Origin of the sequence: Halomonas sp. YLB-10, assembly GCF_003856855.1 — a bacterium.
In the GTDB taxonomy this organism is placed as follows: Bacteria; Pseudomonadota; Gammaproteobacteria; order Pseudomonadales; family Halomonadaceae; genus Halomonas; species Halomonas litopenaei.
Genome location: NZ_RRCU01000002.1, coordinates 624,684 through 637,599, shown reverse-complemented (window position 1 = coordinate 637,599; position 12,916 = coordinate 624,684). Strand labels below are relative to the sequence as shown.

The following is a 12,916-nucleotide window of genomic DNA, read 5'->3' as shown; positions in this document are numbered from 1 at the left end:
CTTACATCTCCTCCGGTGCACCGACGCCCATCAGGTCGAGTCCATTACGCAGCACCTGACGCGCGGCCAGGCCCAGCGCCAGGCGCGCATTGCGCAGGGCGTCGTCGTCGACCATGACTTTGCAGGCGTTGTAGCAGCTATGGAAGTCGGCTGCCAGATCCTGCAAATATTGGGCGATCTGCTGCGGCTCGCGGGCCTTGGCGGCGTGCTCGACCACCTCGGGATAGCGCGCCAGGCGATTGAGCAGGGCCTTTTCCTGGTCTGCCTCGAGCAGGCCCAGGTTGGCCATGGCGGTGGCGTGGTCGAAGGCCAGGCCTTCGCTCTCGGCCTTGCGCAGCACGCTGCAGACCCGGGCGTGGGCGTATTGTACGTAGTACACCGGGTTGTCATTGGACTGCGAGCGCGCCAGATCGATGTCGAAGGTCAGCTGGGAGTCAGCGCGACGGGCGGCGAGGAAGAAGCGGGTGGCGTCGCGGCCGACCTCGTCGATCAGGTCGCGCAGGGTGACGTAGCTGCCGGCCCGCTTGGACAGCTTGACCTCGACTCCGGAACGGGTGACCAGCACCATCTGGTGCAGCACATAGTCCGGCCAGCCCTGGGGGATACCGACATCCAGCGCCTGCAGGCCGGCGCGTACCCGGGTCACGGTGGAGTGGTGGTCGGCACCCTGCTCGTTGATTACGCTGGTGAAGCCGCGCTGCCATTTGTCCAGGTGGTAGGCCACGTCGGGCAGGAAGTAGGTGTAGCCGCCTTCGCTCTTGCGCATCACCCGATCCTTGTCGTCGCCGAAGTCGGTGGTGCGCAGCCACAGGGCGCCGTCCTGCTCGTAGGTGTGGCCGTTATCGGTCAGGCGACGGGCGGTCTCCTCGACCTTGCCCTGCTGGTACAGCGAGGACTCGAGGAAGTAGACATCGAAGCCGACGCCGAAGGCGCGCAGGTCCAGGTCCTGTTCGCGACGCAGGTAGGCCACGGCGAACTCGCGGATGGCGTCGAGATCCTCCGGGTCACCCTTGGCGATGACGTGGCGGTCGTCGGCGTGGATGGTCTCGCCGGCCAGGTAGGCCTTGGCCACGTCCTCGATGTAGCCACCGCGGTAGCCGTCCTCCGGCCAGCCGTCGCTGTCCGGGCCCAGCCCCTTGGCGCGGGCCTGCACCGACAGCGCCAGATTGGTGATCTGGGCGCCGGCGTCGTTGTAGTAGAACTCGCGGGTGACGTCGTAGCCGGTGGCCTCGAGCAGGCGACACAGGCAGTCGCCCACCGCGGCGCCTCGGCCGTGGCCGACATGAAGGGGGCCGGTGGGGTTGGCGGAAACGAACTCCACCTGCACCTTTTCGCCAGCGCCGGCCAGGCTACGGCCGAAGGCGTCGCCGGCGTCCAGCACCTGGCGCACCACCTGGGCCGCGGCGTCGGTGGCGGCGAAGAAGTTGATGAAGCCGGGGCCGGCGATCTCGACCTTGGACACGGCGGCGCTTTCGGGCAGGGCCGCGACCAGTTTTTCCGCCACCTGGCGCGGTGCGGCCTTGGCCGGCTTGGCCAGCATCAGGGCGAGGTTGGTGGCGTAGTCGCCGTGGGCCTTGTCCTTGGTCGGGTCGACCTTGTAGGCCGGGGAAAGCTCCTGGGGAACGACTTCCTGCTGCTTGAGCTCGGCAAGAGCGGCATCCAGCAGCGCAACGATGGTGTCTTTCATGAGGCGTCTATGTCCTGTGGCACGGTGGCCGAGCGCGGCGAATCCTGGCGGGAGCACCTGTCGGCGGGCAGACCGCGTATTATCGATGATTGCGCCTGGCCTTTAAAGGCCGGGGCGGCAAAGCTCAGCGTATCGGACCTCAGCTCAGGGTCTGCGGATCGACGTCAATGGACCAGCGGATACGCCGCGCCTCGGGCCAGGCTTCCAGACGGTGGGCCAGCCATTCGAGCGCCGGGTGCAGCTGACTGCGTCGCTCCGCAATTAGCGCGATCTGCAGGTGGTAGCGGTTCTGACGGCGCTCCATGGGGGCCGGTACCGGGCCGAGGCAGTCGAGATCCAGAGCCAGGCTACGTACCTGCTCGCGCAATTCTCCGGCGATCTCCCGGGCGAGTGCCGTCAGGGCGTCTTCCCGGGGGCCTTCCAGGCGGACCAGGGCCATGAAGCGCAGTGGCGGCAGGGCGGCGATGCGGCGTTCTTCCAGCAGCGACTCGGCCAGGGCGTCGTAGCCGCGCTCGGCCAATAGACGCAGGCTGGGGTCGTCCGGGTGCATGGTCTGCACCAGCACTCGGCCAGGGTGGGCGGCGCGGCCGGCGCGCCCGGCCACCTGCTCAAGCAACTGGGCCGAGTGCTCCAGCGCGCGAAAGTCGCTGGCGTAGAGGCCAGCGTCGGCGTTGACCACCACGACCAGGGTGACGTGGGGCAGATGGTGGCCCTTGGCCAGCATCTGGGTCCCGACCAGGATCGCTGGTTCACCACGCCGGACCTCGGTGAGCATCTTCTCGAGCGCGTCCTTGGCCCGGGTGCTGTCGCGGTCGATGCGGTGGACCGGGGTCTCGGCAAAGGTTTCGGCCAGGCTCTCCTCCGTACGCTCGGTGCCGCTACCCAGCGGACGCAGGTCGGCGCTGCCGCAGTCCGGGCAGGCGTCGGGAATGACCCGGCGGCGATCGCAGTGGTGGCAGGCCAGCATCGGCGGCTGGCGGTGCCAGGTCATGCGTGCGTCACAGTGGTCGCACTCGGCCATCCAGCCGCAGGCGTGACAGGCCAGGGTGGGGGCGAAACCGCGGCGATTGATGAACACCAGCACCTGGTGGCCGGCATCCAGCGTTGCCTTGATGGCGTCGATGACCGGCGGAATCAGGCCGCCGCGCCGAGGGCGCCCCTTGAGGTCGACCAGCTCCAGTCGAGCGGGAGCGTGGCGAGTGGCCCGTCGGGTCAGCCGCAGGTGAGCGTAGTCACCGGTGCGCGCGCGGTGCAGGCTCTCCAGCGACGGCGTGGCGCTCCCCAGCAGCAGCGGAATGCCATGGCGCTTGGCGCGCACCACCGCCAGGTCGCGGGCGTGGTAGCGTAGCCCGTCCTGCTGCTTGAACGAACCGTCGTGTTCTTCGTCGACGATGATCAGGCCTGGACGTGCCAGCGGGGTGAAGATGGCCGAGCGGGTACCGATGATAATCGGCGCCCTCCCGCTGGCCGCCGCCTCCCAGGCGTCCAGGCGCTCGTGGTCGGTCAGCCCCGAGTGCAGCGCCACCACCGGGACCCGGAAGCGCTGGCGAAAGCGCCCCAGGGTCTGCGGGGTCAGGCCGATTTCGGGAATCAGCACCAGCGCCTGGCGCTTCTTGGCCACCACCGCCTCGATCAACTGCAGGTAGACCTCGGTCTTGCCGCTGCCGGTCACCCCGTGCAGCAGGCAAGGGTGAAAGCGATCGAGCCCCTGGTGGAGCTGGTTCAGCGCCTTGGCCTGCTCGTCGTTCAGGGCCAGCGCCGGGCTCGCCAGCAGGCCCTGGCTGTCGTCGGGGGTGGGGCCGGTGAGGGTTTCCTCGTGGCAGCTCACCAGCCCCTTGGCTTCCAGCGCCTTGAGCTGGTCGCGGGTGAAGGATTGCGCCTGGATCACCTGGGTGGTGAGGCCCTGGGGATGCTGGCGCAGCATCTCCAGCAGTTCGGCCTGGCGCGGAGCCCGGCCCAGGCGGGCAGGATCGCCGTTCAAGGCGACCTGCCAGCGTTCGCGTACCCGCGCCTCCAGCGGGCGTCCCTGACGCAGCAACACCGGCATGGCATGGGCCAGGGTGTCGCCGAGGGCGTGCTGGTAGTAGCGCGAGGTGAATCGACATAACCACAGCCAATCGCCTGGCAGCGGCGCCTTGTCCAGACAGGCCTGGATCGGCTTCAGCTTGGCCAGCGGCAGGTCGCTGTCGTCACGACAGTCGACGATGACGCCCACCACCTGGCGGCGGCCGAACTCGACGCGCACGCGCAGCCCCGGCGACCAGCCCCCTGGCGGGGGCGCCCCCTGGGGGAGGTAGTCGAACAGGCGGCGAAGGGGAGATGGAATGGCGATCCGCAGCACGCGCGGGGCAGGAGAGTCAGCCAATTGGCCTCCACAATGAAGTCTGCTAGAATACTCCGCCGCTTCCTTGATGGGAGCGGATCACCGGCCGGCACAGGGGCTTGACGACGCACCAACGAGTGCCCGTGCCATTACCCGTATGCGGTGCCTGGCAATGGATCAGGTGGCGGCATACCGAAAAGTGAGGTTCACGATGAAACAAGGTATCCACCCGGATTACAAGACGGTCAATGCGACCTGTTCCTGCGGCGCCACCTTCGAGGTCGGTTCCACCGCTGGCCACGACCTGAGCCTGGACGTCTGCTCTCAGTGCCACCCGTTCTACACCGGCAAGCAGAAGCAGGCCACCACCGGTGGTCGCGTCGAGCGCTTCAACAAGCGTTTCGGTGCCGCGCTCAAGCGTTGATCGTACGGAGCTGAACGCGCCAGCGAGAAACGCTGGTCGACGATGCTCGGGCAATGTCCCCTTCGAACCCGCCTTCATGGCGGGTTCGTTGCGTCTGGGGGCGCGCAGAGAAACGGGAGCAAAGGACAGGGCCCGCGACCGCGTGAGCGATGCCGTTATTGCGTTGCATCAATGCGCAACGCGCGGCGGGCGACTAGGCTTCAAGCAGCAAAGGGAGGCGATGGTCGGGCCTCATCGTTGTCACGGGGCGAACTCGCGCTTGCCCGAGCGGTGAGCTTCCAGCGTCACCCTTGGCCCATCTCTGCGCTCACCTTCCTTGCATCTTTCTTCATGACAAGGGTTGGTGCAATGCAGCAAAAGTTGTCGACATTGTCAGCGAAAATCCTGAAACGGGCGTATAACTGACGCTTTTCTCAATCATGTTGAGAAATGGAATATTTTTCTATATTGTGTTGCCACCGTTCCACAAGGACATCCGGACACCAAGCATGACGGACGCAAAGAAGCAGGCTGCGCTGGACTATCACGCCCTCCCCATTCCCGGAAAGCTGTCGGTCGAACTGACCAAGCCGACCGCCACGGCCAAGGACCTGGCGCTGGCCTACAGTCCCGGCGTGGCGGAGCCGGTGCGAGAGATCGCGCGGGACCCGGAAAACGCCTATCGCTATACCGGCAAGGGCAACACCGTGGCGGTGATCTCCGACGGCACCGCCATCCTTGGTCTTGGTAACCTGGGGCCGCTGGCGAGCAAGCCGGTGATGGAAGGCAAGGGTGTGCTGTTCAAGTGCTTCGCCGGCATCAACTCTGTGGATATCGAGGTCGACGCCGAGAGTCCCCAGGCATTCATCGATACCGTGGCGCGGATCGCCGACAGCTGGGGCGGCATCAACCTCGAGGACATCAAGGCACCGGAGTGTTTCGAGATCGAGCAGGCGCTGGTCGAGCGCTGCAAGATCCCGGTGTTTCACGATGATCAGCATGGCACCGCCATCGTCACGGCGGCGGGTATGCTCAATGCGCTGGAAATTGCCGGCAAGTCCCTCGACCAGGCGCGTATCGTGTGCATGGGCGCCGGCGCCGCGGCGATCGCCTGCATGAAGCTGCTGGTGGCCTGTGGTGCTCGCCCCGAGAACCTGGTGATGCTCGACCGCAAGGGCGTTATCCATACAGGTCGTGAGGACCTCAACCAGTACAAGGCGATGTTTGCGGTGGACACCGACCAGCGCACCCTGGATGACGCCATCGATGGTGCCGATGTGTTCATCGGTCTGTCCGGCCCTGGCCTGATGACCGCCGATCATATTCGCAAGATGGCCAAGGACCCGATCGTCTTCGCCTGCACCAATCCGGATCCGGAGATCCATCCCGACCTGGCGCGGGAGACCCGCCCGGACGTGATCATGGCCACCGGACGTTCGGACTATCCGAACCAGGTCAACAACGTGCTCGGTTTTCCCTTTATCTTCCGCGGTGCCCTGGACGTGCGCGCCACCCGCATCAACGAAGAGATGAAGGTCGCTGCCGTCCATGCGCTCAAGGACCTGGCGCGGGAGCCGGTGCCCCAGGCGGTGCTGGAAGCCTACGAGAAGGACGCCATGAGCTTCGGCCGTGAGTACATCATTCCGACCCCGGTGGACGTGCGTCTGCTGGAGCGGGTGACCTCGGCGGTGGCCCAGGCGGCGGTGGACTCCGGCGTGGCCAGAAAGCCCTACCCGTCGCACTATCCGCTCAAGACCATCGACGACGTCTACGGCGGTTGAGCCAGGCGCCGATAGATCCAGGCGCCGCTTGATCCAGACGTCTCGACAGCAACGACAAGGCCCTCCAGTGGAGGGCCTTGTCGCGTCTGGTGGCCGTAATCCGATCGGTCCTGGTCGCTAGAACTCGTAACGCAGTGACGCCGAGGTGATGCGGTCGGTCTTGGCCTCGGCGTCCTCGGGGGGATCCCAAGGGATGGGAGCTGCTTGAGAACTCGTGGCGAAGGAGCCGGTATGTTCTTGATCGGGGGCTGCCCTAGAACTCGTAGCGCAGTGACGCCGAGGTGATGCGGTCGGTCTTGGCCTCGGCGTCCTCGGGGGGATCCGAATTGTGCTTGATCTCGTGGGACAGGCGCAGCGACATATGGGCGTTGATGCGGGTATCCAGGGCGGTATAGGAGCGCACCGTCGAGTTCTTGCGGGTGGTCTCCAGCGACAGTTCCTGTTCGAGGGTGGCGCTATCGCTCAGCGCATAGCCGGCCTCCAGGGCGCCGTAGGCCACCGCCAGACGCTGGTCGTTCTCGCCGGGCAGGATGTCGGCACGATAGCCGGGGCCTGCCTCCAGCGCCAGGTGGGCGCGATCGTCGTCGATCAGCTGGCGGCCGTAGCCGGTGATGGCGGTGAACTGGTGGTCGTAGCCGCTGAAGCGATCCTTCTCCCAGCGGCCGAAGCCGAACAGATAGTGCGGGCCGACCAGTTCGCGGCGTTGGCGAAAGGACACCAGATACTGCTCCGCACTGGTCTCGCTGTCCTCGCTGGCGTGGCGGGCCTCGCCGCGCAGGCGTGACAGCCAGGCCCCCTGCAGCCAGGTCAGCTGAGCCTTGCCGAGAAAGGTCTCGCTGTTGGAGTTGCCCGACAGATGGGTGTAGCCGAACTCGACATGGCCGAGAAAGTCCGGCGAGTCGTCATGGACGGGGATCGGGGCGTAGAAGGCGTCCGCCAGCGCGGCTTTTATCGGCACAAAAAGCCCGAAAATGCATAGTGCCGTCGCGGGCAAATGAAAACGGGAAATCACCATAAGGTGGTCTCTAGGAAGGTTCAAGGCGTGGTGGGTAGCGCGAAGTGACAAGGGACCCCTCCTTCCCGACGGGAAGGAGGGGTAATGGCCTTAGAAGATGGCTTCGTAGGCGCCGGTACCCTGGGAGCCGCTGTGGCGCTCGACGGCGCTTTCGACACGGCGGGGCTGTACGGTGGGCATGTGGTCTTCGTCGAACAGTTCCTCGACGCCGCCACCCTGGCCGTCGCGCAGCAGGCGACCGCTGTTGGCGTCGACCCTGGCGGTGATGATGCCGGGCGGCTGTTCGGGGATGTTCTCCGGCTTGCCGGCCAGCGCCTGGCCCATGAAGTCGACCCAGATCGGCAAGGCGGCCTGGGCGCCGTACTCGGCGGTGGGGGTGTTGTCGTCCTTGCCCACCCACACGGTGGCAGCGTAGTCGCCGTTGAAGCCGGCAAACCAGGCATCACGCTGGTCGTTGGTGGTGCCGGTCTTGCCGACGATGTCGGTGCGCTCGAGTGCCAGGGCGCGGCGGGCGGTGCCGCGCTCGACCACGTCGCGCAGCATGTCGCGCAGCAGGTAGACGGCACGCTCGTTGGCGACCCTGGGCGCCACCTCGTAGGTCTTGCCGTCGATCTGTGTGGTGGTCTGGCCTTCGCTGCATTCGCGGCAGGCCACGCGGGGGCTTGCCTCTTCCACCAGGGTCTGCTGCTCGCCCTGGGTGATCTTCTCGATGAACCAGGGCGATACCCGGAAGCCGCCGTTGGCCAGCACCGCGTAGGCGTTGGTCATTTCCAGCGGGGTCAGGCTGGCGCTGCCCAGTGCCAGCGACAGGCCGTTGGGTAGACGATCACGGGAGAAGCCGAAGTCCACCAGGAAGTCGATGGTGCGACTCAGCCCGATGTTCTGCAGAAGGCGAATGGTGACCAGGTTGCGCGAGCGGGCAAGGCCGACCCGCAGTCGGGTCGGGCCAAGGAAGTCACCGCTGGAGTTGGACGGGCGCCACAGTTCGTTGCTGCCGTCGTTGAGCACCACCGGGGCGTCGTTGATGACGGTGGCGGGGGTCACCTCGCCACTGTTCAGGCCCGCCAGGTAGATGAACGGCTTGAAGATGGAGCCGGCCTGGCGACGGGCCTGAATCGCGCGGTTGAACTTGCTGGCGTCGAAGTCGAAGCCGGCCTGGAGTGCGAGGATCGCGCCGGTCTGCGGGTCCATCACCACCAGTGAGCCCTCGGCACCGGGCTGCTGGGACAGGCGCCAGCTGCCGTCCTCGCGCTGGAGGATGCGCACCAGGTCACCCCGGCTGGCGATCTCTGAGGCCGAGGACGGTGAGGCGCCACGATAGCGGGCACTCTTGTAGGGCGCGGCCCAGTCCAGCCCGTCCCAGGACAGGGTGATCAGCTCGCCCTCATGGGCCAGCACCTGCATCTCGCGGCCTTCGCTCTTCACCACGATGGCGGGTTCCAGCGGGCCGTAGGTCGGGGTGCGCTCCAGCACCTGCAGCCAGTTGCTGACGTCGCCATCGACGCCCTCGACGCTGGTCTGACTGCGCTCGGCCGCGCGACGGGCGGTTTCCATGACCTCGGGAGACTCGGACAGCTCTTCCTCCAGGCCGGTGCGCTCGGTCTTTTCCTGGGCTTCGGCCAGACTCTGAGGAATCTCGGTGTCCTCAGGCCCGCGCCAGCCATGGCGGGTGTCGTAGGCGATCAGGCCATTGGCCAGCGCCTGGCGAGCCATGGGCTGGAGCTCGCTGTCGATGGTGGTGGTGATGCGATAGCTGCCGGTATAGGCCTCGTCACCGAAGCGATCGGTGGCGAACTGACGGGCCATCTCGGCGACATAGTCGGCCTGAACCTCGGCCTTGGCCACGTGGCGACTGGCGGTGATCGGCGCCTGAACCGCTTCGTCATAGGCGCTCCGGTCGATGTAGCCCAGCTCGCGCATGCGAAACAGGATCCAGTTGCGGCGAATCAGCGCGCGCTCGGCGTTGGCCAGGGGGTTGAAGGCCGAAGGCGCCTTGGGCAGGCCTGCGATCATCGCGTGCTGGGCCAGCGTCAGCTCGTCGAGCGGCTTGTCATAGTAGACCTCGGCGGCGGCGGCGATGCCGTAGGCACGGTGCCCCAGGAAGATCTTGTTGACATAGAGCTCCATGATTTCCTGTTTGCTCAGGATCTGTTCCATCTGCAGCGACAACAGGATCTCACGCAGCTTGCGGGTAAAGGTACGATCCAGCGTCAGCAGATAGTTGCGCGCCACCTGCATGGTGATGGTCGAACCGCCCGACTGGATATCGCCACCGCTGGACACCAGTTCCACTGCGGCCCGCGCCAGGCCCTTGGGGTCGACGCCGGGGTGTTCGAAGAACGCCGAATCCTCTGCTGCCATCAGTGCCTGGAGCATTGGTTCTGGAATGTCCTCGAAGTCGACCGGCATGCGGCGTTCCTCGCCGAATTCGCCGATCAGCTGACCGTCGCGGGTATAGATGCGCAGTGGTGTCTGCAGCTCGAAGTCCTGCAGTTGACGGACATCGGGAAGCCCAGGAGCGAAGTAGAGGGCGGCACCGACGACGCCCAGGGCCGCGGCGGCGCCAAGCGATATCACCAGCCACACGGCGGAGAAAATGAGCGTTCTGAGATACTTCATGAAATCGCGGTGTCCATGCTGAGAACGAAAAACGGCGGGGCGAAAGAGATGGGGTAAGGCAGTCCTTTGCGTCGGCCATTATAGGAACTGGGAGGGCCTGTCACCACCATTGTGACGAATTGCCCGTCTTGTTGCACAAAGTGCCGTCATGGATCAGTAAGGCCCGGCCCGGTTTTGGCTAGGCTGGCGCCACAGCGTCGTGCATCGGGCGCGGTGCCATGGTGGCAGTGTGATGGGCTCATGTGGTTTTCCTCGAAGGACAAGGGTCTGGTCGGTGTCGATATCACCTCTGCCTCGGTCAAGTTGATCGAGCTGGTGGAGGACGACGCCGGCCACCGCGTGGCCGGCTACGCGGTCAGACCGCTGCGTCAAGGGGCCGTGGTGGAGCGCCGCATACGTGATATGGGCGAGGTAATCGAGGTGCTGTCGCGGGTGGTCGAGCTGGCCTCTCCAGGGAGTCGAGAGGCCGCCGTGGCGGTGCCATCCCGCGCAGCGATAACCCGGGTGCTGCGCTATCCGGCAGCGCTCGATGATGAAGAGATCGAGGCCCGTATCGAATGGGAGTCAGACAAGCACATACCGTTTCCGTTCCGTGAGGTGGCCTTTGACTTCTATCGCCTGGGACGCTGCTCCGACGATCCGCAGTGGCAGGAGGTGCTGCTGGTGGCCTGTCGTCGCCAGGACGTCGAGCAGTTGACCCAGGCGCTGGAGGCCAGCGGGCTCATGCCTGCGGCGGTGGATGTCGAGAGCTTCGCCATCGAGCGGGCCATCGCTGGCCTTTGCCGTCGTCGCCGACTGGGGGACGGCGCTCTGGCCCTGGTGGACGTGGGCGCCTACCTCAACACGCTGCACGTGGTGGTGGCCGGGCGCATCGTCTACAGCCATGACAGCCTGTTCGGCGGCATGCAGCTCACCGAAGCGATCCAGCGTCACTACGGTATCGGCATGGATGAGGCCGGCTTTGGCAAGAAGCGGGGCGGTTTGCCGGACGACTATTCGCAGACGGTGCTGGGGCCCTTCGTCGAGACCCTGGTGGAGCACATCCAGCGATCGTTGCAGCTATATCAGGTGTCGGACCATGTGCGTCCGCTCGAGCGACTGCTGTTGACCGGAGGTGGCAGCCTGGTCGCGGGGCTTGCCGATCGTCTGAGCCAGGCCCTCGGCCTGCTGGTCAGCCAGGTGGACCCGCTGGAGGGGATGGCGCTCAAGCCATCGCTGGACGCGGCGGCACTGCGCGGCGAAGCGCCGGCCCTGCTGACCGCCTGCGGCCTGGCCATGCGAGGACGACCATGAAAGATGTGACGATCAACGAGGTCCAGGTCAATCTGCTTGACTGGCGCGAGGCCGCTCGCGCCAGGCGCACGCGACGCTTCTGGCTGGCGGTGGCGCTGTCGGCGTTGGCGGGTGTCGGGCTCGCGTTGATGGCCACGCTGTGGCTGCAGTGGGGGTTGAGGCAGATGGAGGCCCGCCAGCGACATGTCGCCGCTGCCGTCGAGCGTCTGGAAGAAAAGTCCGCCGAGATGGTCGATCTCGAACGCCAGCTCTCATTGCTGGATCAGGAGCAGGCGTTGCTCGAGCGGCTGCAGGACGAGCGGCGCCAGACGCTTGCGGTGGTCAACGCCCTGGCAGCCACCCTGGCACCGGGGGTTCGCTATCAGCGTGTCGAGCGCATCGGCGACAGATTGATGCTCGAGGGCGAGGCCGTGGACAGTGCCAGGCTGGTCGAACAGCTGCGCTCCCTCGAGCGTGCGCAGGTCTTTGCCGAACCACTGTTGTCGCGGGTGGGGGCCGAGCAGGGCTATCAGCATTTTGCGCTGGAGATGACCCTCGCGGCATTGCCGGCGCTGGAGGCCTTGCCATGAATTCAGAGCAGGGCGGTGACGTCAGCTGGCGTGAGCGCTGGCTCGATGAGTGGCGCCGGCTCAAGGCGCTGGACTGGCGTCGGCTGGAGCTGAGTGAGGCCGGGCGCTGGCCGATGTCGCTGCGGACCCTGGTGGCGATCCTGGCTTTCGTGCTCGCCCTGGTGGCCATGGTGGTGGGCTATCTGCATCCCCTGTCACAGCGTCTGGTGGAGCTGCAGCGTCAGGAGCGAGAGGTGGTCGCCGACTTCGAAGGCCGCGCACGCGAGTTGGCGGAGCTTGATCGCCTCAAGCGGCTGTTGGTGGATCTCGATCAGCGTGTCAGCGAGCGGAGGCGCATGTTGCCGGATGGTGCCGCCATCCCATCGCTGTTGGAAGGCATCGGCCAGGTGGCCAAGCGTCGCGGGCTATCGCTGGAGGAGCTCGAACTGAGGCCGGCGCGCCCCCTGGAGCTTTATGTCGAGCGGCCTTTTGATCTGCGGGTGCGGGGCGACTATCACGCCATCGGTGGTTTCGTGGCTGACCTGGCCAACCTGCCCCGACTGGTGACGTTGCACGATTTCAGCCTGTCGCCGGTCGAGGGAGGGCTTGAGCTGCACGCGCTGGCGCAGACCTACAGTATCGGCGAAGGAGCGCGCGTCGAGGGAGCGACGTCGGGCTCGACAGATGTTGTAGCGGAGGATTCATGAGGCGGCGCCGGCTGGTGGGCGTGCTGATGGGCGCCTTGTTGGGTGTGGCCCTGACGGGTTGCCAGCAGGCGGACCTCGACGCCCTGGATCGGCGTCTGGCCGAGGCGCTGGCGCCGGAGCTCGATCGGCGGCCGGTAGCGTTGCCCGAGGTAGTGAGCCTGCCGGTGCTGCAGTATCGCTACGCCAACGCGAGAAGCCCCTTTCGCTTCGAGGGCCAGGGCTTCGGCGGTCAGCGGTTTGGGCAAGGCAGCGGTCTTGCTGCCTTTTCCCTGGACGAACTTGAACTGGTGGGAGTGCTGGGTCGAGGGCAGCGGCATTGGGCGCTGTTCGAGGCGCCCGATGGTCATCTCTATCGGGTGGCGCAAGGGGAGATGCTGGCCAATCCGCCCGCCAGGGTCGCGGCGATCAGCGCTGAGGCCGTCAGGCTGGAGGCGGTTGCAGGCAGGGACTATCGCTGGAAGGAGCGTGTCATGAGGGTAGGCGAGTGAGCAGGCGACCTGATATCGGTTCATGTCGGACAGGCGAATCGGCGTTTTCGCC

General features: G+C 66.1%; 10 protein-coding genes. 6 read left to right on the top strand and 4 right to left on the bottom strand.

Annotation, left to right across the window (positions count from 1 at the left end; translation table 11 throughout):
* Position 1: 1 nt before the first annotated feature.
* Together argS and EBB56_RS06635 are read right to left on the bottom strand one after the other, a co-directional pair.
* On the bottom strand, positions 2 to 1,687 hold the full coding sequence (gene argS, locus EBB56_RS06640) for an arginine--tRNA ligase (RefSeq protein ID WP_124803454.1): 1,686 nt from the start codon (positions 1,685 to 1,687) through the stop codon (positions 2 to 4).
* A 139-nt stretch (positions 1,688 to 1,826) separates the two neighbouring features.
* Positions 1,827 to 4,052, bottom strand: a complete 2,226-nt coding sequence (locus tag EBB56_RS06635) for a primosomal protein N' (RefSeq protein ID WP_124803452.1) — start codon at positions 4,050 to 4,052, stop codon at positions 1,827 to 1,829.
* A 169-nt stretch (positions 4,053 to 4,221) separates the two neighbouring features.
* Between EBB56_RS06635 and rpmE the strand changes: the two genes are divergently transcribed.
* Together rpmE and EBB56_RS06625 are read left to right on the top strand one after the other, a co-directional pair.
* On the top strand, positions 4,222 to 4,434 hold the full coding sequence (gene rpmE, locus EBB56_RS06630) for a 50S ribosomal protein L31 (protein ID WP_045991147.1): 213 nt from the start codon (positions 4,222 to 4,224) through the stop codon (positions 4,432 to 4,434).
* A gap of 488 nt (positions 4,435 to 4,922) precedes the next feature.
* On the top strand, positions 4,923 to 6,194 hold the full coding sequence (locus EBB56_RS06625) for a malic enzyme-like NAD(P)-binding protein (protein ID WP_124803450.1): 1,272 nt from the start codon (positions 4,923 to 4,925) through the stop codon (positions 6,192 to 6,194).
* A 253-nt stretch (positions 6,195 to 6,447) separates the two neighbouring features.
* Here the strand turns inward: EBB56_RS06625 and EBB56_RS06620 are convergent, their stop codons facing one another.
* Positions 6,448 to 7,152, bottom strand: a complete 705-nt coding sequence (locus tag EBB56_RS06620; RefSeq protein ID WP_231498599.1) for a YdiY family protein — start codon at positions 7,150 to 7,152, stop codon at positions 6,448 to 6,450.
* A gap of 147 nt (positions 7,153 to 7,299) precedes the next feature.
* Complete coding sequence (locus EBB56_RS06615) at positions 7,300 to 9,828, bottom strand: penicillin-binding protein 1A (protein ID WP_124803448.1); 2,529 nt, start codon at positions 9,826 to 9,828, stop codon at positions 7,300 to 7,302.
* Positions 9,829 to 10,068: 240 nt separating this feature from the next.
* Between EBB56_RS06615 and pilM the strand changes: the two genes are divergently transcribed.
* The 4 genes from pilM to EBB56_RS06595 are packed head-to-tail and all read left to right on the top strand — an operon-like array spanning position 10,069 to position 12,864.
* Positions 10,069 to 11,121, top strand: coding sequence for a type IV pilus assembly protein PilM (gene pilM / locus EBB56_RS06610; protein ID WP_124803446.1), 1,053 nt, complete (start codon positions 10,069 to 10,071; stop codon positions 11,119 to 11,121).
* On the top strand, positions 11,118 to 11,690 hold the full coding sequence (locus EBB56_RS06605) for a PilN domain-containing protein (protein ID WP_108132309.1): 573 nt from the start codon (positions 11,118 to 11,120) through the stop codon (positions 11,688 to 11,690). The genes pilM and EBB56_RS06605 overlap by 4 nt, the downstream gene beginning before the upstream one ends.
* Positions 11,687 to 12,376: a type 4a pilus biogenesis protein PilO gene (locus EBB56_RS06600; RefSeq protein ID WP_124803444.1), complete on the top strand. Its 690-nt coding sequence runs from the start codon at positions 11,687 to 11,689 to the stop codon at positions 12,374 to 12,376. The genes EBB56_RS06605 and EBB56_RS06600 overlap by 4 nt, the downstream gene beginning before the upstream one ends.
* Entirely contained in the window at positions 12,373 to 12,864 is a 492-nt protein-coding gene (locus EBB56_RS06595) for a pilus assembly protein PilP (protein WP_124803442.1), read from the top strand. The genes EBB56_RS06600 and EBB56_RS06595 overlap by 4 nt, the downstream gene beginning before the upstream one ends.
* Positions 12,865 to 12,916: the final 52 nt, after the last annotated feature.

Coding starts and splice junctions, on each gene's coding strand:
- EBB56_RS06615 (WP_124803448.1), bottom strand. CDS start 9,828: ATGAAGTATCTCAGAACGCTCATTTTCTCCGCCGTGTGGCTGGTGATA.
- EBB56_RS06600 (WP_124803444.1), top strand. CDS start 11,687: ATGAATTCAGAGCAGGGCGGTGACGTCAGCTGGCGTGAGCGCTGGCTC.
- EBB56_RS06595 (WP_124803442.1), top strand. CDS start 12,373: ATGAGGCGGCGCCGGCTGGTGGGCGTGCTGATGGGCGCCTTGTTGGGT.
- EBB56_RS06605 (WP_108132309.1), top strand. CDS start 11,118: ATGAAAGATGTGACGATCAACGAGGTCCAGGTCAATCTGCTTGACTGG.
- rpmE (WP_045991147.1), top strand. CDS start 4,222: ATGAAACAAGGTATCCACCCGGATTACAAGACGGTCAATGCGACCTGT.
- pilM (WP_124803446.1), top strand. CDS start 10,069: ATGTGGTTTTCCTCGAAGGACAAGGGTCTGGTCGGTGTCGATATCACC.
- EBB56_RS06625 (WP_124803450.1), top strand. CDS start 4,923: ATGACGGACGCAAAGAAGCAGGCTGCGCTGGACTATCACGCCCTCCCC.
- argS (WP_124803454.1), bottom strand. CDS start 1,687: ATGAAAGACACCATCGTTGCGCTGCTGGATGCCGCTCTTGCCGAGCTC.